Source organism: Telluria sp. ZB4P36, assembly GCF_059685865.1.
In genome coordinates, this window is sequence record NZ_JCASIE010000003.1 from 225294 (window position 1) to 247181 (window position 21888).

At 64.1% G+C, this 21888-nt stretch carries 22 protein-coding genes; 6 read left to right on the forward strand and 16 right to left on the reverse strand.

Features of this window, described 5'->3' with window-relative positions:
* Positions 1 to 11 precede the first annotated feature (11 nt).
* The 11 genes from AC56LK_RS06240 to xapA form a co-directional block, all read right to left on the reverse strand.
* The gene (locus AC56LK_RS06240; RefSeq protein ID WP_497183699.1) at positions 12 to 671 is read right to left on the reverse strand and encodes a DUF2076 family protein; all 660 of its coding nucleotides are present in this window, start codon (positions 669 to 671) and stop codon (positions 12 to 14) included.
* A gap of 161 nt (positions 672 to 832) precedes the next feature.
* Positions 833 to 1489, reverse strand: a complete 657-nt coding sequence (locus AC56LK_RS06245) for a hypothetical protein (protein WP_497183700.1) — start codon at positions 1487 to 1489, stop codon at positions 833 to 835.
* On the reverse strand, positions 1486 to 1605 hold the full coding sequence (locus AC56LK_RS06250; protein WP_497183701.1) for an N-acetylmuramidase domain-containing protein: 120 nt from the start codon (positions 1603 to 1605) through the stop codon (positions 1486 to 1488). The genes AC56LK_RS06245 and AC56LK_RS06250 overlap by 4 nt, the downstream gene beginning before the upstream one ends.
* Positions 1556 to 2635 carry an N-acetylmuramidase domain-containing protein gene (locus AC56LK_RS06255; protein ID WP_497183702.1) on the reverse strand — a complete coding sequence of 360 codons (1080 nt, stop codon included), beginning with the start codon at positions 2633 to 2635 and terminating at the stop codon, positions 1556 to 1558. Before AC56LK_RS06255 ends, AC56LK_RS06250 begins: the two co-directional genes overlap by 50 nt.
* Before the next feature lie 444 nt (positions 2636 to 3079).
* On the reverse strand, positions 3080 to 5791 hold the full coding sequence (locus tag AC56LK_RS06260) for a type VI secretion system Vgr family protein (RefSeq protein ID WP_497183703.1): 2712 nt from the start codon (positions 5789 to 5791) through the stop codon (positions 3080 to 3082).
* A 180-nt stretch (positions 5792 to 5971) separates the two neighbouring features.
* Positions 5972 to 6373: a cytidine deaminase gene (locus AC56LK_RS06265; RefSeq protein WP_436107314.1), complete on the reverse strand. Its 402-nt coding sequence runs from the start codon at positions 6371 to 6373 to the stop codon at positions 5972 to 5974.
* 11 nt (positions 6374 to 6384) lie between these two features.
* The gene (gene deoA, locus AC56LK_RS06270; protein WP_497183704.1) at positions 6385 to 7707 is read right to left on the reverse strand and encodes a thymidine phosphorylase; all 1323 of its coding nucleotides are present in this window, start codon (positions 7705 to 7707) and stop codon (positions 6385 to 6387) included.
* Positions 7708 to 7809: 102 nt separating this feature from the next.
* Entirely contained in the window at positions 7810 to 10200 is a 2391-nt protein-coding gene (locus tag AC56LK_RS06275; protein WP_497183705.1) for an aldehyde dehydrogenase family protein, read from the reverse strand.
* A gap of 18 nt (positions 10201 to 10218) precedes the next feature.
* Positions 10219 to 11175, reverse strand: a complete 957-nt coding sequence (gene deoC, locus AC56LK_RS06280; RefSeq protein ID WP_497183706.1) for a deoxyribose-phosphate aldolase — start codon at positions 11173 to 11175, stop codon at positions 10219 to 10221.
* Positions 11172 to 12365, reverse strand: coding sequence for a phosphopentomutase (locus tag AC56LK_RS06285; protein ID WP_497183707.1), 1194 nt, complete (start codon positions 12363 to 12365; stop codon positions 11172 to 11174). Before AC56LK_RS06285 ends, deoC begins: the two co-directional genes overlap by 4 nt.
* A 19-nt stretch (positions 12366 to 12384) precedes the next feature.
* The gene (gene xapA / locus AC56LK_RS06290; RefSeq protein ID WP_497183708.1) at positions 12385 to 13224 is read right to left on the reverse strand and encodes a xanthosine phosphorylase; all 840 of its coding nucleotides are present in this window, start codon (positions 13222 to 13224) and stop codon (positions 12385 to 12387) included.
* Between the two features lie 273 nt (positions 13225 to 13497).
* On the opposite strand from xapA, the gene AC56LK_RS06295 reads away from it, so the two are divergent.
* From AC56LK_RS06295 to AC56LK_RS06305, 3 genes are read left to right on the forward strand one after another with little or no spacing between them, the layout of a single operon-like run.
* The gene (locus tag AC56LK_RS06295; protein ID WP_497183948.1) at positions 13498 to 14619 is read left to right on the forward strand and encodes a carbohydrate kinase; all 1122 of its coding nucleotides are present in this window, start codon (positions 13498 to 13500) and stop codon (positions 14617 to 14619) included.
* A 2-nt stretch (positions 14620 to 14621) separates the two neighbouring features.
* The gene (locus AC56LK_RS06300; protein ID WP_497183709.1) at positions 14622 to 15530 is read left to right on the forward strand and encodes a pseudouridine-5'-phosphate glycosidase; all 909 of its coding nucleotides are present in this window, start codon (positions 14622 to 14624) and stop codon (positions 15528 to 15530) included.
* A gap of 10 nt (positions 15531 to 15540) precedes the next feature.
* A complete protein-coding gene (locus AC56LK_RS06305) occupies positions 15541 to 16446 on the forward strand; it encodes a LysR family transcriptional regulator (RefSeq protein ID WP_497183710.1) in 906 nt (301 codons plus the stop codon).
* Positions 16447 to 16455: 9 nt separating this feature from the next.
* Here the strand turns inward: AC56LK_RS06305 and AC56LK_RS06310 are convergent, their stop codons facing one another.
* Positions 16456 to 16665, reverse strand: a complete 210-nt coding sequence (locus AC56LK_RS06310) for a hypothetical protein (protein WP_497183711.1) — start codon at positions 16663 to 16665, stop codon at positions 16456 to 16458.
* A 204-nt stretch (positions 16666 to 16869) separates the two neighbouring features.
* Here AC56LK_RS06310 and AC56LK_RS06315 point away from each other — a divergent pair, with 204 nt between their 5' ends.
* Positions 16870 to 17277, forward strand: coding sequence for a hypothetical protein (locus tag AC56LK_RS06315; RefSeq protein WP_497183712.1), 408 nt, complete (start codon positions 16870 to 16872; stop codon positions 17275 to 17277).
* 40 nt (positions 17278 to 17317) lie between these two features.
* On the opposite strand, the gene pcp is transcribed toward AC56LK_RS06315, so the two are convergent.
* The 4 genes from pcp to AC56LK_RS06335 all read right to left on the reverse strand — a co-directional run bounded on the left by pcp (position 17318) and on the right by AC56LK_RS06335 (position 19974).
* Entirely contained in the window at positions 17318 to 17965 is a 648-nt protein-coding gene (pcp, locus tag AC56LK_RS06320) for a pyroglutamyl-peptidase I (RefSeq protein WP_497183713.1), read from the reverse strand.
* Positions 17962 to 18915 (reverse strand): DUF979 domain-containing protein, encoded by a 954-nt coding sequence (locus AC56LK_RS06325; protein ID WP_497183714.1) that lies wholly within the window; start codon positions 18913 to 18915, stop codon positions 17962 to 17964. The genes pcp and AC56LK_RS06325 overlap by 4 nt, the downstream gene beginning before the upstream one ends.
* Entirely contained in the window at positions 18912 to 19604 is a 693-nt protein-coding gene (locus AC56LK_RS06330; RefSeq protein ID WP_497183715.1) for a DUF969 domain-containing protein, read from the reverse strand. Before AC56LK_RS06330 ends, AC56LK_RS06325 begins: the two co-directional genes overlap by 4 nt.
* A gap of 67 nt (positions 19605 to 19671) precedes the next feature.
* The gene (locus tag AC56LK_RS06335; RefSeq protein WP_497183716.1) at positions 19672 to 19974 is read right to left on the reverse strand and encodes a YciI-like protein; all 303 of its coding nucleotides are present in this window, start codon (positions 19972 to 19974) and stop codon (positions 19672 to 19674) included.
* A gap of 131 nt (positions 19975 to 20105) precedes the next feature.
* Between AC56LK_RS06335 and AC56LK_RS06340 the strand changes: the two genes are divergently transcribed.
* Positions 20106 to 20630 (forward strand): DUF2231 domain-containing protein, encoded by a 525-nt coding sequence (locus AC56LK_RS06340; protein ID WP_497183717.1) that lies wholly within the window; start codon positions 20106 to 20108, stop codon positions 20628 to 20630.
* Positions 20631 to 20748: 118 nt separating this feature from the next.
* Entirely contained in the window at positions 20749 to 21720 is a 972-nt protein-coding gene (locus tag AC56LK_RS06345) for an alpha/beta hydrolase (RefSeq protein ID WP_497183718.1), read from the forward strand.
* Positions 21721 to 21888: the final 168 nt, after the last annotated feature.

Genomic DNA, 21888 nt, shown 5'->3' on the forward strand with positions numbered 1-21888 from the left:
TTAGGCCGCGCTCAGCCGAACAGGCCTTCGTCGGAGCCGTCGCCGTCGAAGAAACCGCCGCTGCCTTCGATGCCAGCTTCGGCGCCGAGCAGGCCGTCGCCGGTGCCGATGTCGTTCAGGCCGGCCTGGTCGGCCAGTGCGCTGCCCGACAGGTCGCTACCCGCCTGGTTCTCGCCGCCCAGCAGGTGGGCCGCACCGCTGCCGTCATGGTCGTGGAACAGGTTGTCGAGGCCGTGGAAGAGAAAGCTGCCCGCTGCCACGCCGGCGGCCGTTGCCGCGATCGAACCCAGCAATCCCCCACCTCCGCCGCCGCGCAGGAAGCCGCCCATGCCCTGGCCCATCGAACCCATGCCGGCATGCTGGTAATGCATGTGCTGGGATTGCGGATGGCTCGCATGCCGGCGATGTCCCCACGAGTGTGGATCGAGGAAGCTGCCGCCATGGCGCTGCTGTTGCTGCAGCTGGCGTTCCAGTGCGGCGATCTGGGATCTTGCGCTGTCCAGGGCCTGTTCCATCAAGAGGGCGCGCTGGACCAGCAGGTAGGCAGCGTCGGGTTGCTGGGCGACCGCGCGCTGGATGAGCGCGTCGGCTTCGGGGTCTTTCTGGATGCCCCGGGCCTGGACGAGCTGGCCGAGGAAATCATGCAGCTTTTGGGTATCGGATGGGCTCATGGTGGTGCTCCTCATCGAAAACGTGATCACAACTGCATGTTGTGCGCCTCGCGGCGTTTTCAAGCGGAGTTACCTACCTGAGCGTAATTCTCGCTGATGTTGTGGTTGATCGACTATGAGCCTCTTACGCAATAGCAACATTCCTGTCGACAGTCGATGAATCACGGTTGGACCGTGTCAATTTTTCTGATCCATCCGGTTGTCTTCTTTTTTCCATTATCGTATTGAACAAAATACCAATCAGGCCGCTCGTCGTAGACATAAATAACGTTGCCTCCGATCAGGTATGCGTTCCTCACCCAAGCCTTATTTGGTTCGCTATGGAAGTTCGCCTTCTTTGCACCGATTACATAGACCCCAATCCAATCACCGGATTGCCAAACCTTCATGGTTACGATGACTTTGTCGGCAGTTTCACGCACACGCGGACCGACTTTAAATGGGAGTATCCATTCACAATCCCCACCCATGAATTCTTTACTAAAATGTAAATAAATTTCGTTCCTTTCGGTTGTTATTGAAAAGTCGTTATTTTGTCCAGTCTGGCTTGCAGGCACCCAAATGTCTTCCTGATATTTGACAGACCAGTTACCTCCATTTCCGCTAAACACCACTTTGCATTCATCCGTCCTGCCTGGCGCCGTCCTGAACGCTGCGAGGTATCCGGACAAGACCTTTGTCTTAGGATTGTATCCGTATGCCACAAATGGATTATCCGATATCTCCGATTTCGCCGAGGAGCTTAGCTCATCGGCAAGCGCGAACGATCCAATAAAAGTGCCCAGCACCGTTAATACCATCAGCATCATCTTCTTCATAACTTCTCCCGCTTGGCTTTCTCGTACTCATAACGGAGCTTCACATGATATTCATTGACTTTATAGTTAGGCCCATTGTATGCACAGGCGACTGCGTCCCAATCCTTTGAGTGCAATAGCTCTTTTTATTTTTGGATTTACTTTTTCGATATACAAAACAAAAGCTTTGATCTGCTCTTTCGGAGAGCGCGACATGGATTTTGCGAATTCAACTGCACTTGCATACCCCATCGCTTGCCAGTACTCCCCCATAATCTGAAAAGTTCCCCAAGAACAGCTTTGCAGCGCAGCCGTGGGATCAAGTGCGTACGCCTTGATCAGCCTTTTATAACTTCCTACATCCTTGAGATATACATGGTCCGCACGTTCCAATTTCCCTTCGTTGAGTAGGTCTTTGAAATGGGCCGCTTGCGCTATTGTCTCGTCACTATCTTTCTTATTAACGGCGCGATAGTAAGAGACATCTTTCGGAATATTGCGTTTCTTCTTGTGTACGGCATCCGTCAAAACGTAGCGATCCTTATTATTGTAGTACCCGCAAGGTAGCGAAATATCGGGATTGAGTTTGCTGTACGCATTATCGGTGAACTTGGCGAATCGGTGTCTCTCGTAAAGGATCTTTGGAACGATTTTATCACCCAGCTTAAAAAACCCTTCATCTTCCGCCTCGACAATAGCGAATGCTTTTATAGCAGCATGCTCAATTCCAAGTGTTTTTGCGGCCAATAAGTAGTCTGCGTCGCACATTTCCTCACCGTTAAATTCATCTAGGAATTCAAGGTTTGGTATATCACCCTCCACTTTCGCGACAGAGTTCCCTTCTTTATTTCTTGTTTGCTCGACTTTCGGACCAAATCCCTGTTTGTTCGTTGGCGCTTTTAATTTTCCGGGGTCATAGATTGGAGGCGTGGCGTCCCTTCTACTGGGGGTCTGCCCGGGAGTTGACGTCGAATGTGGTAGGGTTGGGCTGGCAATTTTAACGCGGGGGCTAACCAATGTAACCAGCTTGTTTGCGTTCCCAGCTACGACTTGTGCAATCGTCTTAATCGATTTGTCTATCCGTTCGATTGCTATCTCGACTTTGCCGCTCGGAGCCAGTGTTAGCTTTCTTGTCAAGCCATCAACTCCCGTATCGCCAGAGATCATAGCCCCATTAAAATAGAGTCTGTAGGAAAGTCTTTATAGGATTACGGTCGGCATCCAATATCAAGACTTGCAGTGAGACATTTTTCGTATCAGACATGATTTAATATGTTAGGTCAACCGGAAATATTTCCTGAATTCACCAGTGCACACATATTTCACAGCTCATGGAATTTGCTCGGTTAGAAGCGACTCATCAAACTCTATATACTCTTCAACTTCCCATGATCCCGCGCCGATAAAAACAGTCAATTCAGTTTCGCTATTCGTTAGAATCCGGTCCGTCATTCCGTTTTTATCTGTTGTTCCAGAGGTTATGAATTTCCCGTTAGCATCAAATACCTCATATGGCAGATGTTCGGACGAAAACCCGAGAGGATGATTTAAAGCAAGATGTGACAAGTCAAAACGTTGACTAAAGACTGGTTTCTCAGTTGTGATAATTGCCTAGGGTTTGGGAAATCGCGGCGCGACGATATTGATGATCTTTGGCCCGGATAATTCTTTCTTACTGGCATTGAATTCAACATTCCCCGGCGCATGAACCTCAATATTCCCGCCCTCCAGCTTGATATACGCCCCTTGCGCCGTCAGCAGTACATGCTTCGTCGGCGCCGAAATCGACACCGATTTGGTAACGCTCGCCACCGTGACCTTCTTGTCCGCCGTCAGCGAAGTCGCCCCAGACTGACTTTGACTGCTCAGCTTCCCGCTCGCCGCGTGCAGCTTGATCCCCACCTCCTGATTCGGCTTCTCCTTGTTGGTCGCCTTCCCATACGTGAACAGGCTGATGCCGCTCGCCACGAGCGTGGACATGCTCCCCTGCGCGACCATGTTGATGTCCTGTCCCGCCACGATGCTGCTCGTCGTCCCCGCCGACAGCACTGCGTCCGCTGGCGTGGTGGCAACAATCCCTGCCGGACTCGACAGCTGTAGATGCGGTTCGCTATATGCTTCCACAGGCTGCGGCGAGCCAGCTGTCGCGTTGAGCACTTCAGCGCTATGCGCCATCTGCTTGATCGCCGCCAGCTCTTCCGGACCAGCCTCATCCTTCAGCTTCGCGTTGTGCTTCTGCGCCAACGCTGCAATTGAAACCTGCAACTGATGACTCTCCTCGACCTGGCTCACCGCCTCGCGCGAGTCGAGCTGGTTGCCGCGCCCACCATTACGCGCATCCGTCGACAACAGCATCCCCTGCCCCGCCCGCAGCGCGACGCTGTTTGCCGTCTTCAGTTCCGCACCGAAGCCGACGGTCTGCAAGCGCTCGTTGTCGCTCTGGTGCCGCAAATGCCCCAGATTCAGTTCGGCAGCACCGTCATGCTGCTTCGCATGATGCTGCAAGCCAATGCGCGCCTGCCCTGGCGTGTCGTCGAACACCAGCTGGTTGTAGGCGCCGTTGCCAGCCTGACTGCCCTGCATGGCTTGCGACTTGAAGCCCGACAGCACAGCAGGATGCGCATGCCCGCCGCCTTCACCTGGAAACCAGGGCGGCGCATTGCCGGTCGCAGCCCCGGCCCCGTGTGCGACCTGGTTATGCTGGGCGTCCACCTGCCCGCGTCCGTTGTACAGGCTGCCGATCACCACCGGCCGGTCGATATCGCCTTCGAGAAAATCGACCAGCACTTCCTGGCCGATCCGCGGCAGCATATTGCTGCCCCAGTTCGCCCCTGCCATCGACGTCGCCACCCGGACCCAGGTGCTGGCCGTGTCGTCGCCGGGCGCACCGGTATGACCTTCCGGAAAAGCATGCGCCAGACGGCTGTGGCTGGAAACGCCGCGCTGCCAGTGGAACTGCAGCTTGATCCGGTGGTCCCGGTCCGTGTGGATCACCGCACCTGGCGGGCCGACCACGATCGCGGTCTGCTGGCCATGCACCGTCGGACGCGGATGCAGGAGCTGGCCATGTCCATCGGTCGCGCTGCTGCGGTAAGGCAGGCTCGCCGGGATCGCGTCGATCCGGTTGCGGTACAGCGGCCGTTCAGCGCCGGGCCGGAGCGCCTTCAACATCGGCTCTTCCGTCCCCGTCCGCGCCACGGCGCCCTGCCCCAGCAGCTTGGCGACCCCGTCGAGCATGTCCGCGCTCAGGTTGTTGTGCATCAGGTGCACCGTGCGCAGGATGAGGAAAGTGCGCCCGTCGTCGTGGTCGGCCCGGTCGACCTCCGCATGGCCGTGCAGGGTGAAGGTGGTGCCCGGTCCGAACGACCGCACGGTCCCCGCGCCGACGTGGAGCCGCCGCGCCGCCTCGATCGCGTCGATCTGGTTGCCGGCGATGCGCTCGCCCTGTTCGCGGTCCTCCCAGGCATACAGGCCCGGACAATCGCGGCTGCACAAGGACAGCTCGCCGGCTCCCCCTGCCGCCACCTGGCGCCGGCGCGCGCTTCGGTAGTCCCAGCTGCCCATCTCGATGGCATTGGTCGACAGGCGCACTTCGCTGCGCCAGCGGTCGATGCTGTCGGCCTTCATGACCGCACCGGGCCGGGTGAACGCGACGGAAGACCGGGCATTCGGCGTGAACGCCCCGTTGTGGTCCGCGACGACCATGGTATGGCTTCCCAGCGAGGCGCTTTCCGGATCGCCGCTGTGTTCGTAGAAGTAGAACAGGCCTTCCTCGTGCATCAGCCGTTCGACGAAGGCGAGATCGCTTTCCTGGTACTGGGTGGTGAGGCTGCGCTTCGGATAGACGGATCGGTCGGCGAGTTCGAAGCGCCATGCGGGCGCAATCCGGCCCCGTCCCGCGTAGCCGCCGAAGACCACGTCCAGGATGTCGAACACGCTCATGTCCTGGAAGATCCGGCTGTCGCGGCCCAGCGACAGGAACTGGCTCCAGGGTTCGACGGTGAGGACGTAGCGCGCGAAACCGCCGTTCGCGCCCGTCATTTCGGCCGCGGTGACGTAGCCGTGGAAGGGACGCAGCGCGGCATGGCTGTCTGCGGTCAGGAGCTGCACCAGCGCCGGCTGCCCGACCAGCGTCCTGAGGGATACATGGGCATCCGTCGACAGCGCATCGATGCGGAAACAGTAGCCCCTGCTGATGGCTTCCTCGCCGTGGACGCATTCCGCCACCAGGTCCTCGCCCAGTGCGGTGTGCAGCCGGATCAGGCGCGTGTCCTGGGTGAAGCGCGTGAATGAAGCAAACAGGCTGGTGTCAGGTGCTGACATCGGCGTCTCCCTTCGTGCAGTGATTCCTGCGATTACACGTCGGGATTCTTTTGTTGCACTTGAGAAGGATCAGGCAGTCGACTACACAAGAGCTCGCATTCGGAATAATCCGACGCAATAAAAAAGCGCTGCCGCGTTTCCGCGAACAGCGCTTCGTGTCAGGTGTGAACCTGGGACGTGCTAGTTCAGGTCCCTGCCGCCAAAGGCATTCGGCAGCTGCTCGGCCGCCGTCGTCTCGAACACGTCACCCTTCAGGTTGGTCAGCACCACCGGCAGCGCATTGCCGCCCAGTTCCAGGATCACCTGGCGGCAGGCGCCGCAGGGGGCGATCGGGCCGTCGGTCTGGCCGATCACGGCCAGCGCGCTGAAGTCGCCCGGCTTGTAGCCGTGCGCGATGGCGCTGAAGAAGGCGGTGCGCTCGGCGCAGTTGCACAGGCCGTAGGACGCGTTCTCCACGTTGCAGCCGCGGAAGATGCGGCCGTCCTTGCACTCCAGCGCGGCGCCGACCTGGAACTTCGAGTACGGGGTGTAGGCCAGCTCGCGCGCGGCGCGGGCTTCATCGATCAGTTTTGCGTATTTCATGCCCGGGATCCTCAAGGACGAATGGTCTTGTAGATCATCGGTTCGGCAACCGGCTTGTCGGCGCCGATCTGGTAAGCCGCCTGCACCTGGCGCACCGCCTGCCCGGCGGCGTCCTGGGTACGTGCATGCACCATCGCCAGCGGCTGTCCGACCGCGATCGTGTCGCCCAGTTCCACCAGATTGGTGAGACCGACGGCGAAGTCGATCGAATCCTGCGGACGCACGCGGCCGCCGCCCAGCGCCACCACGGCCAGGCCCAGGCCACGGGTATCGACCGAGCTCGCGTAACCCGCCTGCAGCGCCGGTACCGGCACGATCACCGGTGCGGTCTCCAGGTGCGCATCCGGCTTGTCCATCAGGTCGGCCGGACCGCCCAGGGCCGTGACCATGCGTGCGAAGCGTTCGGCCGCTTCGCCGGAGTCGAGTGCCGCCTGCAGCCTGGCGCGTGCCTCAGCGTCGTTGGCGGCGATGCCCGAGATGACCAGCATCTCGGCGCACAGCGCCATCGTCACTTCATGCAGGCGCGCCGGGCGCGATTTACCCGTCAGGTAGTCGATCGCGACGCGCACTTCGACGGCGTTGCCGGCGGCGTGGCACAGCGATTCGTTCATGCCGGTCAGGATGGCCGAGGTGCGGGTGCCCGCGCCGTTGCCGACGTGGACGATGCTCTCGGCCAGCTCCACCGATTTGTCGTAGGTCGGCATGAAGGCGCCGCTGCCGACCTTCACGTCCATCACCAGCGCATCGAGGCCGGCGGCCAGCTTCTTCGACAGGATCGAACCGGTGATCATGGCCACCGATTCCACGGTCGCCGTGGTGTCGCGGATGCTGTAGAAGCGCTTGTCGGCCGGCGCCAGCTGGGCGGTCTGGCCGATGATGGCCACGCCCACGTCCTTGACGACCTGGCGGAACTTGTCCGGGCTAGGGACGGTGCTGTAGCCGGGGATCGAATCGAACTTGTCGAGGGTGCCGCCGGTGTGGCCCAGGCCGCGGCCCGAGATCATCGGCACGTAGCCGCCGCAGGCCGCGATCATCGGGCCGAGCATGAGCGAGACCACGTCGCCGACGCCGCCGGTCGAGTGCTTGTCGACCACGGGACCCGGCAGGTCCAGGGATTTCCATTCCATGACGAGGCCGGAATCGCGCATCGCCAGCGTGAAGGCGACGCGTTCGTCCATGTTCATGTCGTTGAAGTAGACGGCCATCGCGAGTGCGGCGATCTGGCCTTCGGTGGTGCTGCCGTCCGGGATGCCGCGCACGAAGAACTGGATCTCTTCGGCACTCAGGACGCCGCCGTCACGCTTTTTGCGGACGATTTCTTGGGGGAGGAACATGATTTTCTTTTCAAATTTCTACGAACGTAACTGGGCCTCGAGAAACCGTAGCGAGCGGAAGGAGTGTTGGCCGAGAAGCGCAGTAGGTTTATCGAGGTCCCCTCAGACGCCGTAGGGGATCCATACGTTCTTCACCTGGCTCGCATGCTGCAGCACCGTGCGGCCGCAAGCCTGTTTCGCATCGAACCAGTCACGGCCCTTGGCGCCGCCGACCCAGGTACGCTTGAGCGACTCGGCCGACAGGCGCTCGACTTCCGCGCAGCCCTCGAGCGAACCGTCGTGGCGCCACACGGCGTCCACGTCCGAGTGCGAGGCCAGCGTGCGCGCCAGTTCCGACGCGGAGCCGGTCACGATGTTCAGCGCGCCGCCCGGCAGGTCCGAGGTATCCAGCACCTGGTACAGGTCGGTGCTTGAGAGCGGATGCGCCTCCGACGGCACCGCCACCACGCGGTTGCCCAGGGCGAGCGCCGGAGCGACCAGCGAGATGAAGCCCAGCAGCGGGTTCTCGTTCGGGCAGATGATGCCGATCACGCCGACCGGCTCGTTCAGCGCCACGGTGATGCCGTGCATCGGCGGCTGGTGGGCCTGGCCGTCGTACTTGTCGCACCATGCGGCCCAGTAGAACAGGCGCTCGATCGAGGCCTGCACTTCACGCGCGGCGTCCTTCGAACCGGTCTGCGCGGCGATGCGCTGGGCGAATTCGTCGGCGCGGATCGCCAGGTTCTCGGCCATGTAATACAGCACTTGCGCGCGGTTGTGCGCGGTGGCTTTCGACCAGCCGGCGGCCTTGTGCGCCGCTTCCACGGCATTGCGGATGTCCTTGCGGTTGCCCTCGCCGACGTCGGCCAGGAAGGCGCCGTTGGCGCCGTTGATCGCGCGGCTGTAGGCGCCGTCCGGGCGTGCCTGCTTGCCGCCGATGTACAGCTTGGCGGTGCGGTCGACAGCAAACGGGCTGCCCTCTTCCGACGGCCTGACGCGGCCCAGGTCGGACGAAATGCGAGCGACGACCGGCGCGGCCGGACGTGCGTCTTCAGACAGCGGGATCAGGTACTCGTACATGCCCTCCTTGCCGCCTTCGCGGCCGAAGCCCGACTCCTTGTAGCCGCCGAAGCCGCAGGCCGCGTCGAACTGGTTGGCGGTATTGATCCACACCACGCCGGCCTTGATCTGCGGCGCCACGTCCAGTGCCAGCGAGATCGATTCCGACCACACGCAGGCGGCCAGGCCGTAGACGGTGTTGTTCGCCAGCTGCACGGCTTCGCTCGGGGTGCGGAAGCTCATCGCCACCAGCACCGGGCCGAAGATTTCGGCTTGCGCGACGGCGGCCGAGGTCGAGGCCCCTAGGATCAGGGTCGGCAGGTACCATGAGCCGGCTGTCGGCGCTTCGCAGGCCGGCTGCCACACTTCGCAGCCCTCGGTGCGTGCCGATTCCACCAGCGCGTGGATGCGCTGCTGCTGGATCGGGTCGACCAGCGCGCCGATGTCGTTCGATTTATCCAGCGGCGAGCCGACGCGCAGGTTCTGCATCCGCGCTTTGACTTTCGCGATGAAGCGGTCGTAGACCGATTCCTGCACCAGCAGGCGCGAACCGGCGCAGCAGACCTGGCCCTGGTTGAACCAGATCGAATCGACCAGGCCTTCCACGGCTGCATCCAGGTCAGCATCGTCGAACACGATGAAGGGCGACTTGCCGCCCAGTTCCAGCGACAGCTTCTTGCCGGTGCCGGCGGTGGCCTTGCGGATGATGCGGCCGACTTCGGTCGAACCGGTGAAGGCCAGCTTGTCGATGCCAGGGTGGTTGACGATGGCTTCGCCCACGGCGCCGTCGCCGGTGACGATGTTGACCACGCCCGCCGGCACGCCGGCCTGCTGGCAGATCTCGGCGAACAGCAAGGCGGTCAGCGGCGTGAACTCGGCCGGCTTGAACACGATGGCGTTACCGGCGGCCAGGGCCGGGGCAATCTTCCATGCCAACATCAGCAGCGGGAAATTCCACGGCACGATCTGGCCGACCACGCCCACGGCGCGGTAGTCGGCGAATTCTTCCGACTGCAGCTGGGCCCAGCCGGCATGGTGGTAGAAGTGGCGCGCGGCCAGCGGCAGGTCGGCATCGCGGGTTTCGCGGATGGTCTTGCCGTTGTCCAGGGTCTCGAGCACTGCGAACAGGCGCGAGTGCTTCTGCAGCAGGCGCGCCAGCGCGTACATGACGCGCGCGCGGCCATGGCCGCCCAGGGCCACCCAGCCCGGCTGCGCGCGGCGCGCGGCCTGCACGGCGCGTTCCACGTCGTCCGCGGTGGCTTGCGTCACCTGGGCCAGCTCATTGGCGTCGGCCGGGTTGCTGGTGGCGAAAGTAGTCGCCGCTTCGGTCCACGCGCCGTCGATGAACAGGCCAAAACGGCGTCCATGCTGGTCCAGCCACGCATTTGCTTCCTTGGTGCTTTCTGGTGCGGGGCCGTAATCCATAGTCTGAAGAATCTCTTTAATAGTTGGCATGACGAATCCGATGCTGTTTTATGGTTGCGCGTGGCGATGGGCGGCCGAGTAGTTGCCGGTCACGTAGTGTTCGAGCTGGCGTTCGATGTCGGTCATCAGGCTCGATGCACCGATGCGGAACAGGTGCGGCTGCAGCCAGTCGTTCCCGAGTTCTTCCTTCATCACGGTCAGGTACTGCAGCGCGGCCTTGGCGGTGCTCACACCGCCAGCCGGCTTGTAGCCGACCTGGAAACCGGTCTGCTCGTAGTAGTCGCGGATCGCGCGGGTCATCACCAGCGAGACCGGGATGGTGGCGTTGACGCCTTCCTTGCCGGTCGAGGTCTTGATGAAGTCGGCGCCGGCCATCATGCAGACCATCGAGGCCTTGGCCACGTTGTCCAGGGTGACGATGTCGCCGGTGGCGAGGATCGCCTTCACGTGCGCTTCGCCGCAGGCCTGGCGGTAGGCCAGCATCTCGTCGTACAGGGCTTGCCAGTTGCCGGTCAAGACGTGCTGGCGGGTGATCACGATGTCGATCTCGGTCGCGCCGGCGGCCACCGACAGTTCGATCTCGCGCAGCTTGGTCTCGAGGCTCGACAGGCCGGCCGGGAAGGCGGTCGACACCGCGGCGATCGGCAGGCGGCCCTGCAGGATCTTGACGGCCGGCCCGATCATCTCGTGGTACACGCAGACGGCGCCGGTGGTGAGCGATTCCAGGCCCAGGGCCTGCATCAGGTCGGCGCGCAGCGGGCGCATCGCCTTCATGCACAGGCGCTCGACGCGGCCCGGGGTGTCGTCGCCACCCAGGGTGGTCAGGTCCATGCACTCGACGGCGCGGATCAGCCAGGCGGCCTGGTATTCCTTCTTGACGGTGCGGCGGTTGGCCAGGCTGGCGGCGCGGCGGTCGGCCGCGTTGCGGTTCACCTTGACGTGCTTGACCAGGCCGAGGTCGAGGCCGACGGCGGTATTACGTTTGAAATCCAGGGGCTGGGTCATAGCAGTGCGGTTCCGTTCGAAAGTGGTTTGACGCCAAGGTGCTTGGCAAGGGTTGCGCCGATGTCCGAGAAGGTGTTTGCGATCGGCAGTTCTTGCGGCGCGACCGTCGGGCCGAAGAAGATCATCGGGATGTGCTCGCGGGTGTGGTCCGAGCCCGGCGCGGTCGGGTCGCAGCCGTGGTCGGCGGTGATGACGACCAGGTCGCCATCCTGCAGCTTGTCCATGAATTCCGGGAGGCGCGCGTCCAGCTCGTGCAGCGCGTTCGCATAGCCGGCGACGTCGCGGCGGTGGCCGAAGTGCATGTCGAAGTCGACGAAGTTCACGAAAGTGAGCGACCTCGAAGGTGCGGTGTCGGCCACTTCGACCAGGCGGTCGAACAGGGCCATGTTGTCGACACCCTTGATCAGCTGGGTCACGCCCTGGGCCGCGAAGATGTCGCTGATCTTGCCCAGTGCGATGACTTCGCCGCCCGCGTCCTTGACGTGGTCGAGCAGGGTCGGCGCGGTCGGCGGCACGGCGTAGTCGTGGCGATTGGAGGTGCGCTTGTACTTGCCGTTCTCGCCCAGGAAGGGACGCGCGATCACACGGCCGATGTTGTAGGGCTTGACCAGTTCATACGCCGCTTCGCAGACCTCGTACAGGCGCTCGAGGCCGAAGTGCTCTTCGTGGGCGGCGATCTGCAGCACCGAGTCGGCCGAGGTGTACAGGATCGGCTTGCCGCTGGCGACGTGCTCGTCGCCCAGCTCGTCGATGATGGTGGTGCCGGAGGCGTGGCAGTTGCCCAGCCAGCCCGGCACGCCCGTCAGCTCTTGCAGCTTGTCGGTCAGCTCTTTCGGGAAGGACGGCACGGTCTTCGGGAAGTAGCCCCAGTCGAACAGCACCGGCACGCCGGCGATTTCCCAGTGGCCGCTCTGCGTGTCCTTGCCGGTCGACTGCTCGCGCGCGACGCCCCAGGCGCCGGTGAAGCCCTCGCGCCGGCCGAAGCCCGCGGCCCACTCGCCGCTGGCCTTGTGCGCGGCGGCCGCCAGGCCGAGGCGCTCAAGGTTGGGCAGCGCCATCGGCTTGCCCTCTTTCGCTGCCCATGCGGCGATGTGGCCGAAGGTGTTGGCGCCTGCGTCGCCGTACTTGTCGGCGTCGGGCAAGGCGCCCAGGCCGAACGAGTCAAGCAGGAGGATGAATGCGCGTGACATGGAATCTCGCTGGAATGAATTAAGCGGCGCGCGGGGTGGAACCGAGGCGCTCGATGAAGGAATGGATCAGGGTGACCAGGTCCTTGGCCGCGACCGCGGCGTACTTCAGGGTCTGCTCGTGCGACAGCGGGAACGGGGTCAGGCCCTCGGCCAGGTTGGTGATGGCCGAGATGCCGGCCACTTTCAGGCCGCAGTGGCGTGCCGAGATCACTTCCGGCACCACCGACATGCCGACCACGTCGGCGCCGAGCGCCTTGAAGGCACGGATTTCGGCGGCGGTTTCGAAGTTCGGGCCCGGGCAGGCCAGGTAGACGCCTTCGTTCAGGGTGATGCCCTTGCTTGCCGCGGTTTCCTTGATCATGGCGCGCAGCTCGGCGTCGTAGGCATTGGCCATGCTGAAGAAGCGCGGGCCGAAGCGTTCGTCGTTCGGGCCGGCCATCGGGCTGCCCGGCAGCAGGTTGATGTGGTCGCTCAGGACCACGACGCTGCCTGCGTCCACTTCGGGACGCAGCGAGCCGGCGGCATTGGTCACCAGCAGCATCTCGCAGCCGATCAGCTTGAAGGTGCGCACGGCGGAGGTCATCACGGCTGCGCCATAGCCTTCGTAGAAGTGGCCGCGGCCCTTCATGCACACCACCGGCACGCCGGCCAGGGTGCCCAGCACCAGTTCGCCCGCGTGGCCGTGCACGGTGCTGATCGGGAAGCCCGGCAGGTCGGCATAGCTGATCGAGACCGCGTCAAGCATCTGCTCGGCCAGCACGCCCAGGCCCGAGCCCAGGATCAGTGCGGCGCGCGGCGCGAAACCGGGTTTGCGGGCCTTGATGACTTCTGCTGCTTCAAATGGGGTGTTGCTGAACATGGTGGTCCTTGTGTGCGGAGTCGGGGAGATGTGAGGAGGCTGGCACCGAATCGCAAAGAGTTGCTACTGAAAAGTAAGCGAGAGGCACATATCAGCCGGAATATTATAACTATGCATGAGGGCCAATATGTATGGCAAATACCATTTTTCTTATCGATTTATTGGTTTAAAAAATAAATCGAAGGGTGTATTGTTGGCATGCACCGATATGCTTTGACACTTGTCAAACATTTGTCTAGTATCGATGAACAATTGTTTAAACCACCGAAGACCGTGACCGAGCTGCCCAAGAAAGAACAGTTGTACGAGCTGATCCGCGCGAATCCCTTCATTTCGCAGCAGGACCTTGCGACCCAGCTGGGGCTGTCGCGCTCGGCCGTGGCCAACTACATCGCCACCCTGGTGCGCGAACGCCGCATCCTGGGGCGCGCCTACGTGCTGCCGGACCAGCGCCCGGTCCTGTGCATCGGCGCTTCCAACCTCGACCGCAAGCTGCGCAGCATCAGGAAACTCGCGCTCGGCACCTCGAATCCGGCCACCCAGGACGAATCCTTCGGCGGCGTGGCCCGCAATATCGCCGAGAACCTGGCGCGCCTGGGGGTGCCGGTGGCACTGATCACGGCGGTCGGCAACGACGCCTCGGGCCGTGCCCTGCTGGCCCACGCCGAAGACGCCGGCATCGACACCCGCGGCGCCCTGCGCCTGGACGGCGTCAGCAGCGGCACCTATACCGCGGTGCTCGACCAGGACGGCGAAATGGTGGTGGCGCTGGCCGACATGGCCCTCAACGACAGCCTGAGCCCGGCCTTCCTGGCGACGCGCCGGCAGCAGCGCGCCAGCGCCGCGCTGGTGGTCGCCGACCTGAATCTTCCGCTCGACAGCATCGCCGCCCTGCTCGCCGACACGGCGCGCGATGGCCTTGCGCTGGTGCTGGTGGCCGTGTCCGAGCCGAAGATGGCGCGCCTGCCCGAGAACCTGTCCGGCCTGCGTCTCCTGATCTTGAACGAAGGCGAGCTGGCGACCCGCGTCGGCCGCCCGCTGGACGGCGACGCCGCCATCGGCGCGGCCTGCCTCGAACTGCAGCGCCGGGGCGTGCAGGACCTGATCGTCACGCGCGGCGCCTGCGGCGTCATGTACACCTCGCCCGGCGGCGTGATGCGCCTGGATGCGCCGGCGGTCAACGTCGTCGACGTCACCGGCGCGGGTGACGCCTTTGCCGCCGCCGTGTGCTGGTCGCTGCACAGCGGCGAGACCGATCTCGGCCTGGCCTGCCGCCGCGGCCTGCAATTGTCCGCCATGACCATCGAGTGCAAGCAGACCGTCTGCCCGGCGCTCGAACCAGCCCATCTGGATTTCCCAGTTCGTGGCACCCCTCTTGATACCGTATTGGACTGAGCATGCAATCCTTCCTCCTGTTCTCGCCCGAAGTGGCGGCCGCGCGCGCTGCCGGCAAACCCGTCGTCGCGCTCGAATCGACCATCATTTCGCACGGCATGCCCTACCCGCAGAACGTGCAGACCGCGCGTGACGTCGAACAGCTCATCCGCGACGCCGGCGCCGTGCCGGCCACCATCGCCATCATCGGCGGCAAGATCTGTATCGGCCTGTCCGACGACCAGCTCGAGCTGCTCGGTTCCTCCCCTAGCGCGATGAAGGTCAGCCGGCGCGACCTGGCCTACGTGCTGTCGCAAAAGCGCCTGGGCGCCACCACCGTGGCCGCGACCATGATCTGCGCCCGGCTGGCCGGCATCGAGGTCTTCGTCACCGGCGGCATCGGCGGCGTGCACCGCGGCGCCGAGACCAGCTTCGACATCTCGGCCGACCTGCAGGAACTGGCCCGGACCAGCGTGGCCGTGGTCTGCGCCGGCGTGAAGTCGATCCTCGACATCGGCCTGACCCTCGAATACCTCGAAACGCATGGCGTGCCGGTGATCAGCGTCGGCCAGCCGGGCTTCCCGGCCTTCTTCACGCGCGAGAGCGGCTTCCAGGCCGACTTCCAGCTCGACACGCCTTCAGCCCAGGCGGCCTTCATCCGCACCAAGTGGGAGCTCGGCCTGGCGGGCGGCGTGGTGGTCGGCAATCCGGTGCCGGTGGAATCGGCCATGCCGGGCGAGGAAATCGATGCCATCATCGCCCAGGCGCTGGGCGAAGCGGACCAGCAGGGCGTAAAGGGCAAGGCGGTGACGCCCTTCCTGCTGGCGCGCATCAAGGAACTCACGCAGGGCCGCAGCCTGGCGACCAACATCGCGCTGGTCAAGCACAACGCGCTGGTCGGCGCGCGCCTGGCCGTGGCCCTGAACGGCTGACCCGCGCACCATGTCGATCGACCTGAAACAGCTGCGCTACTTCCTGGCGGTGGCGGAAGAAAAGAGCTTCAGCCGCGCGGCCGAGCGCCTGCACATCTCACAGCCGCCGCTGAGCCAGCAGATCATGAAGCTCGAGAGCGAACTCGGGGTGCGCCTGTTCACCCGCACCACGCGCAGCTTCGAGCTGACGGTGGCGGGCAAGGCCTTGATGAGCGAGGCCGCCGAGCTGCTGGCCAAGATGCGTATGACGATCGACACCATCCGCCAGATCGACCGCGGTGAAGTGGGCCGTTTGCGCGTCGGCATCGTCGGCTCGGCCATGTGGGGTCCGATCCCCGCCCTGCTGGAACAGTTCCAGAGCCAGTATCCGCGCGTCACCTGGACCATCCACGAACTGGGACCGAACGACCAGTGGGAAGCGCTGCGCGCGAAGCAGATCGACGTGGGTTTCTGGCGCGAGCCGCGCATCGAGCAGGACGTGCTGAAGCAGGCCAAGCTGCGCCAGGACCTGTGCTCGCGCGAGAACGTGTGCGTGGCGATCAACGAGAAGCATCCTCTGGCCCAGAACGATGCCATCGAACTGATGGACATCGCGGACGAGCCGATGCTGACCCTGCACCTGGACCAGTCGGCCGAGCCGCGCTACCTGATCCAGTGCTGCGTCAACGCCGGCTTCCAGCCGACCATCTTCCAGGAAGCGGCCGAACCGCAGACCCTGCTGGCCATGGTGGGCGCCGGCCTGGGCGTGGCGCTGCTGCCCCAGACCACCAGCCGGATCGGCTGGCCGGGCGTGCGCTTCCTGCCGATCCGCACCAACCCGCCGTCGGCGAATCTCTACATCAGCTATCCGGTGGAGGGCGATGCGCCGGTGGTGCGCGCCTTCCTGAACATCCTGTTCCCCGAGGGCGCGGCCTGAGGAAGGCTGTTACTGGCGCTTGAGCTCGACCGCCACCGTGCTGAGCGAGGCGATCTGGTGGCGCCGGTCGGCCGGGCGGGTCAGGACCCGCATCGTGGTGCCGAGCGGGACGCCCATCTTCGCCAGTTCGGTCGCGGCATGGGGGCGGCCTTCGCTGGCCGCTTCGTGGATAGCGGCATCAATGAGCAGTGCAGTCTTGTAGTCGTTTCGTCGGTCCATTGATTCATCCTAACATCGCTCAAGCTCGCACTCCAAGGCAAACGCCCTTCGACAAAACCGATTGCAACACCCATTTCGATTAATTTTGTTTAACGGGCAAGTTTTCTCTGTTCTGCGTTACTTTGCGCACCGTTCTCGACGGCGCACTGGTGCAAACTCTTGTCAAAAGATGAATAACTTAAACCCTTTTACAAGGAGCACACCATGAAAACCACCGCCACCATTACCGCCCTGATGCTCGCCGTCGCTATGACCGCTACCGGTTGCAAGAAGGCCGACGACAACCCGAACATGGGCCCGGCACAGGAAGCCGGCGCCGCCGTCGACGCGACCGCCGCCAATGCGGCGCAAGAAACCAAGGAAGCCGCACAGCGCGTCGAGAACGCCACCGAAAACGCAGCCGCACGCGTGGACGCCGCTGCCGACCGCGCCGGCGAGAACATCGAGCAGGCTGCCGACAAGGCCGGCCAGAACGTGCGCGAAGCCGGCGCCGAAGTGAAACAGGAGTCGAAGGAAGCCGCTGCCGAAGTCAAGGCTGCTTCGGACAAGGTGGGCGACAAGACCGGCGCCGCCCTGGAGCGCGCTGGCGAGAAGCTGCAGGAAAAGCGTTAATTTGCTGAAGTAAGCGTCGTGGCGCAGCTCGGCGGGCGGCTCAGTGAGTCGCCCCGCCGGGCTGCGCCACGTCGCGTTCCACGGTCAGCGCCGTCTCGACCGCGATCCTGATCCCCGCGACGATGTCCTCGAGCGGCATGGACGGCGGATTGTCCGGCCATGCCTCGGCCTGCTCCGGCAGGAAGGGCACGTGGATGAAGCCCGCCTTCACCGGCTTGCCCGCCGTGTGGTGCATCAGCCCGTAGAACACGTGGTTGCACACGAAGGTGCCCGCGGTCTGCGACACCCCCGCCTTCAATCCCTTGTCGCGCATCGCCGCCACCATCGCCTTGATCGGCAGCGTGCTGAAATAGGCCGCCGGTCCGTCTTCACGAATGGGCCGGTCGACCGGCTGCCGGCCGGCGTTGTCCAGGATCGACGCATCGTCGACATTGATCGCGACCCGCTCCACCGAGATCTCGGCGCGTCCGCCGGCCTGGCCGACGGCGATGACGACGTCCGGATACAGCTCGTCCACCATCGCAGCCAAGGCGTCGTTGGCCTCGTCGAACACACAGGGCAGCTGGCGCACCTCGACCCGGAAGTTCGGGCCGCACCAGCCCTCCAGCGCGCGCACGGCTTCCCAGGCGGGATTAACGGTCGCCTTGTTGAAGGGCTCGAAACCGGTGAGCAGCACAGTCTTGATCATTGGTTCATCAGGAAATACAGCAAAAAGATGTTCGCCACCAGCAGCGGCAGCGCCGTCGGGATCTGCGCCCGGATCACGGCATTCTTGTCGGGCAGGTCGAGCAGCGCCGCCGGCACGATATTGAAGTTGGCCGCCATCGGTGTCATCAATGTACCGCAATAGGCGCTGAACATGCCGATCGCAGCCATCACGGCCGGGTTGGCGCCGTACACCCCGACCAGCACCGGAATGCCGACGCCGCCCGCCATCACCGGGAAGGCGGCGAAGCCATTGCCCATCACGACCGTGAACAGGGCCATGCCGATGCAGAACACCGCCACCGCGACGAAGCGCGCATCCATGTCGATGTAGGAGGTCGTCACGTGCGCCACCGCCTTGCCCACGCCCGCCTCGGTGAACAGCAGGCCGAGCACTGCCAGCATGTGCGGCAGCACGACGGCCCAGCTCATCGCATCGACCAGGCGGCGCGCCTCGCGCACGCCCTGCAGCGGCGTCGCGCGCGTGAGCCAGCAGGCCGCGCCCAGCGCCACCAGGGCGGCGACGCCGAGGCTGACCAGGGTCAGGTGTGTGGGGTCGAGCAGCGGCAGGCCGCCGACCTGCAGGTCCTTGAACAGGGTGGCGCCCAGCATGGTCACCAGCGGCAGCAGCAGCGCCGGAATGAACAGGCGGTTGCCGAGGCGCCGGCTGGAGGCGCGCCGCTCCTCCTCCGGCAGCACGGCCGGCTTGCCCGCGGTCACACCCTTGAAGCCAGCCACCAGCGCCATCAGGATCATCAGGGCGCCGACGAAGCTCGGCGGCAGGCGTTCGCCCGCCAGGTAGAGCAGCGCGTACAGGCCCCAGAACAGCGCGGTCGTGAAACGGCGCGGATTGCTGCGGTCGCGCAGGTTCATCACGGCGACCGCCACGAACAGCACGCCGACCAGCAGGTAGAAAAATTCGAGCGTGATCATGCTGTGCGCATCTCGCGGCGTATCTGCGCGTCGAGGCGGCGCAGGTTCCAGGCATGGATGATGAAGGCCGTGATGGCGGTCGGGATGCCCCACAGCGCCATGTGCAGCGGATCGACCGCGATGCCCTCGGCGTTCAGGATGGTCTGCATCAGGACGATGGCGCCGAAGGCCACGAAGATGTCTTCGCCGAAGAACAGGCCGACGTTGTCGGTGGCGGCGGACATCGCGCGGATGCGGTAGCGCAGGTGGTCGGGCAGATTGCCGTACTGGGTTTCGGCCGCGGCTTCCGCCATCGGCGCCACCAGCGGCCGCACCATCGAGGCCTGGCCGCCCAGGCTGGTCAGGCCGGCCGCCGCCGAGGTCTCGCGTGCGAACAGGTAGACGATCAGCAGGCGCCCGGCGGTGGCCGAGCGGACCTTCGCGATCGCGGCCTGGGCGCGCTCGCGCAGGCCGGCGCGTTCGAGCAGGCCGATCGCGGCCAGCGGCAGCAGCAGGATCAGGGGCAGGTTGCGGGTCTTGACGAAGGCCGCGCCGAGCGCGGCGAGGATGGCCTCGAGCGGCATGGCCGCGGCGAAGCCGGTAACGCCGCAGGCGGCCACCACCACCAGCACGGGATGGGCGCGCAGCAGGAACCCGGCGACGATGACCGCGACGCCGAGCAGCGGCCACAGGTTGACGGCAGATTGCATGAACTCTCCGGCTCAGTTTGAAAGCCGGGCAATGTTACCTGTTCAGTACAAATTTGCCAGCGATAAATCAGCCGGGGCGGACCGGGGTGAAGGCCGCGTCCCCGACCACGGTGTTCCACCGGCGCACGTGGAAGGCCCGCACCAGGCCGTGGGTGACATACGGGTCCTGGGCGGCGAACATCTGCACCGGTTCCGGCGTGTCGCAGCTGAACATCAGGACCGCGTGGTCGGCCGGGTCGGCCAGCGCGCCGGCGATCACCAGCTCGCCGCGTGCCTGCGCTTCCCAGGCCAGCTTCAGGTGCGCGTCGCGGAATTCGCCGCGGCGTTCGAGGTAGTCGGGGGCGAGGTCATACATGAGCAGGTAGTGCACGGTTTCTCCGATGGGTGGCGGCACGCGGGCCGGAATGAGCGATCTTACTGGATCGGCATCCCAAGCGTGCGTTCCCCTCCCCCGCCCTATGCCACACTGATCCCGACAGCAACCAACGCCAGGAGCATGCCATGAACAAGATCACCATCGCCGGCCAACCTCTGCATTCGATCCTGGGCGCGGCGCCGGCCGTCCTGATTCCCTTCGGTTTCATCCTCGACGCCATGCACAGCGCCACCGGCGACGATGACTACGCCAAGGCTTCCTACCTGAGCATGGGCGCCGGCATCGTCGGCGGACTGGCGGCCAGCGCCGCCGGCGTGGCCGACTACGTGGCCGACAAGCCGCAGGGCGAGGCCAGGCGCGAAGGCCAGCTGCATGCCGCCCTCACCGGCGCCGCCCTCCTCGTCGGCGCCGCCAACCTGGTGCTGCGCCGCCAGGGCAGCCATGCGCGCGGCGGTTCGCTGGCGCTGACGGCGCTGTCGGCGGCCGGCGTGCTGGCGTCGGAATACCTGAGCAGGCACATGTCGGGCTCCGGCGAGCATGCCGAAGCCGGCGTCCATGCCGACCAGGCCGATGTCCGCATCGACCACAACGCGCCCGACGTCGAACAGTACGTCGCCGCGGGTCCGTCCACGCTGCACGCTCCGCAGTGAAGCTGCGGGGCCGCCTGATGTTGTAATAAGCCAACTGTTCCGCTACTCATCCATATCGCGTTCTACTTAGCGAAGTGCCGCACAGAACAAATCCGCGCGGCGAGAGTAGACTGGAAACATGGACACATCAAAGAAAATGGCGGCGGGGATCACGGGATTTGCCAGTTTTTTATGGCTGACCCTGAGCGCCGCCCTGGCGGCCAACCAGCGCCGCCTGGTGTTCAATCCCTGCATCACCCCCGAATGCGAAAGCCCGCGCAGCACCGGGCACCGCACCCGCCCGGTCGTCCTGCGCGCCAAGGACGGCACCCGCCTGTCCGGCTGGCTGCTCACCCCGCTCGTGCCCGGCCCGCGTCCCGCGGTGATGTACTTCGGCGGCCGCTCCGAGGAAGTGTCCTGGGTCGCGCGCGACGCCGGCAAGCTGTTCCCCGGCATGACCGTGCTGGCCATGAACTACCGCGGCTACGGCCAGTCCCACGGCGTGCCGGCCGAAATCCACATGATCGAAGACGGCTGCACCCTGTTCGACTGGCTCGCCGCCCTCGGCCAGGTCGATGCGGCGCGCATCGCGCTGGTCGGCCGCAGCCTGGGCTCGGGCGTCGCGGTGCAGGTGGCGAAGGAACGTCCGGTGCACTCGGTGGTCCTGATCACGCCCTACGACTCGATCCTGGCCATCGCCAAGCGCCGCTTCCGGGTGATCCCGATCGAGTACATGCTGCAGCACCGCTTCGAGTCGATCAAGTACGCGCCCTCGCTCAAGGCGCCGACCTATGTGCTGCGCGCCGCCCAGGACGACGTGGTGCCGCATTCCCACACCGACCAGCTGGTGGAAAAGCTGGCCACGCTGGTGGGCGACGACACCGTGCCCGGCTCGGATCACATGACCATCCCCTACATGGAAGCGACCCAGGCCCTGATCGCCAGCTTCCTGACGCGCCAGTTCAAGAAGCCAGTCGCCACGCCCCAACTCCCCGCCGCCGACACGCCGGTGCTGCAGGCCGAAGTCGGCAAGGAAGTCGGTCCCAAGCCGGCCGAGGAGGCCCCGCTGGCGCTGCCGGCTGACGACACGATGAGCGCCATAGCAAAATAATTGCTGAAAATTATCAACAGTTATATTTCCTTGGAATAAATTGCCAAGTAAAATCGTATTTGTCATCACTATGCCGCTTGATGCATATTTGACAGGCTGAGCTGCGTATATCCGGATTTTCCTCATTGCGCGGCATTGCGGCGGATTTTTCGCCTCCAGGCTTGTCGC

Excerpts from the sequence above, each read along its gene's own strand:
- AC56LK_RS06240 (WP_497183699.1), bottom strand. The coding sequence starts at position 671 with ATGAGCCCATCCGATACCCAAAAGCTGCATGATTTCCTCGGCCAGCTC.
- AC56LK_RS06245 (WP_497183700.1), bottom strand. The coding sequence starts at position 1,489 with ATGAAGAAGATGATGCTGATGGTATTAACGGTGCTGGGCACTTTTATT.
- AC56LK_RS06255 (WP_497183702.1), bottom strand. The coding sequence starts at position 2,635 with ATGATCTCTGGCGATACGGGAGTTGATGGCTTGACAAGAAAGCTAACA.
- AC56LK_RS06260 (WP_497183703.1), bottom strand. The coding sequence starts at position 5,791 with ATGTCAGCACCTGACACCAGCCTGTTTGCTTCATTCACGCGCTTCACC.
- AC56LK_RS06265 (WP_436107314.1), bottom strand. The coding sequence starts at position 6,373 with ATGAAATACGCAAAACTGATCGATGAAGCCCGCGCCGCGCGCGAGCTG.
- deoA (WP_497183704.1), bottom strand. The coding sequence starts at position 7,707 with ATGTTCCTCCCCCAAGAAATCGTCCGCAAAAAGCGTGACGGCGGCGTC.
- AC56LK_RS06275 (WP_497183705.1), bottom strand. The coding sequence starts at position 10,200 with ATGCCAACTATTAAAGAGATTCTTCAGACTATGGATTACGGCCCCGCA.
- deoC (WP_497183706.1), bottom strand. The coding sequence starts at position 11,175 with ATGACCCAGCCCCTGGATTTCAAACGTAATACCGCCGTCGGCCTCGAC.
- AC56LK_RS06285 (WP_497183707.1), bottom strand. The coding sequence starts at position 12,365 with ATGTCACGCGCATTCATCCTCCTGCTTGACTCGTTCGGCCTGGGCGCC.
- xapA (WP_497183708.1), bottom strand. The coding sequence starts at position 13,224 with ATGTTCAGCAACACCCCATTTGAAGCAGCAGAAGTCATCAAGGCCCGC.
- AC56LK_RS06300 (WP_497183709.1), top strand. The coding sequence starts at position 14,622 with ATGCAATCCTTCCTCCTGTTCTCGCCCGAAGTGGCGGCCGCGCGCGCT.
- AC56LK_RS06305 (WP_497183710.1), top strand. The coding sequence starts at position 15,541 with ATGTCGATCGACCTGAAACAGCTGCGCTACTTCCTGGCGGTGGCGGAA.
- AC56LK_RS06310 (WP_497183711.1), bottom strand. The coding sequence starts at position 16,665 with ATGGACCGACGAAACGACTACAAGACTGCACTGCTCATTGATGCCGCT.
- AC56LK_RS06315 (WP_497183712.1), top strand. The coding sequence starts at position 16,870 with ATGAAAACCACCGCCACCATTACCGCCCTGATGCTCGCCGTCGCTATG.
- pcp (WP_497183713.1), bottom strand. The coding sequence starts at position 17,965 with ATGATCAAGACTGTGCTGCTCACCGGTTTCGAGCCCTTCAACAAGGCG.
- AC56LK_RS06325 (WP_497183714.1), bottom strand. The coding sequence starts at position 18,915 with ATGATCACGCTCGAATTTTTCTACCTGCTGGTCGGCGTGCTGTTCGTG.
- AC56LK_RS06330 (WP_497183715.1), bottom strand. The coding sequence starts at position 19,604 with ATGCAATCTGCCGTCAACCTGTGGCCGCTGCTCGGCGTCGCGGTCATC.
- AC56LK_RS06340 (WP_497183717.1), top strand. The coding sequence starts at position 20,106 with ATGAACAAGATCACCATCGCCGGCCAACCTCTGCATTCGATCCTGGGC.
- AC56LK_RS06345 (WP_497183718.1), top strand. The coding sequence starts at position 20,749 with ATGGACACATCAAAGAAAATGGCGGCGGGGATCACGGGATTTGCCAGT.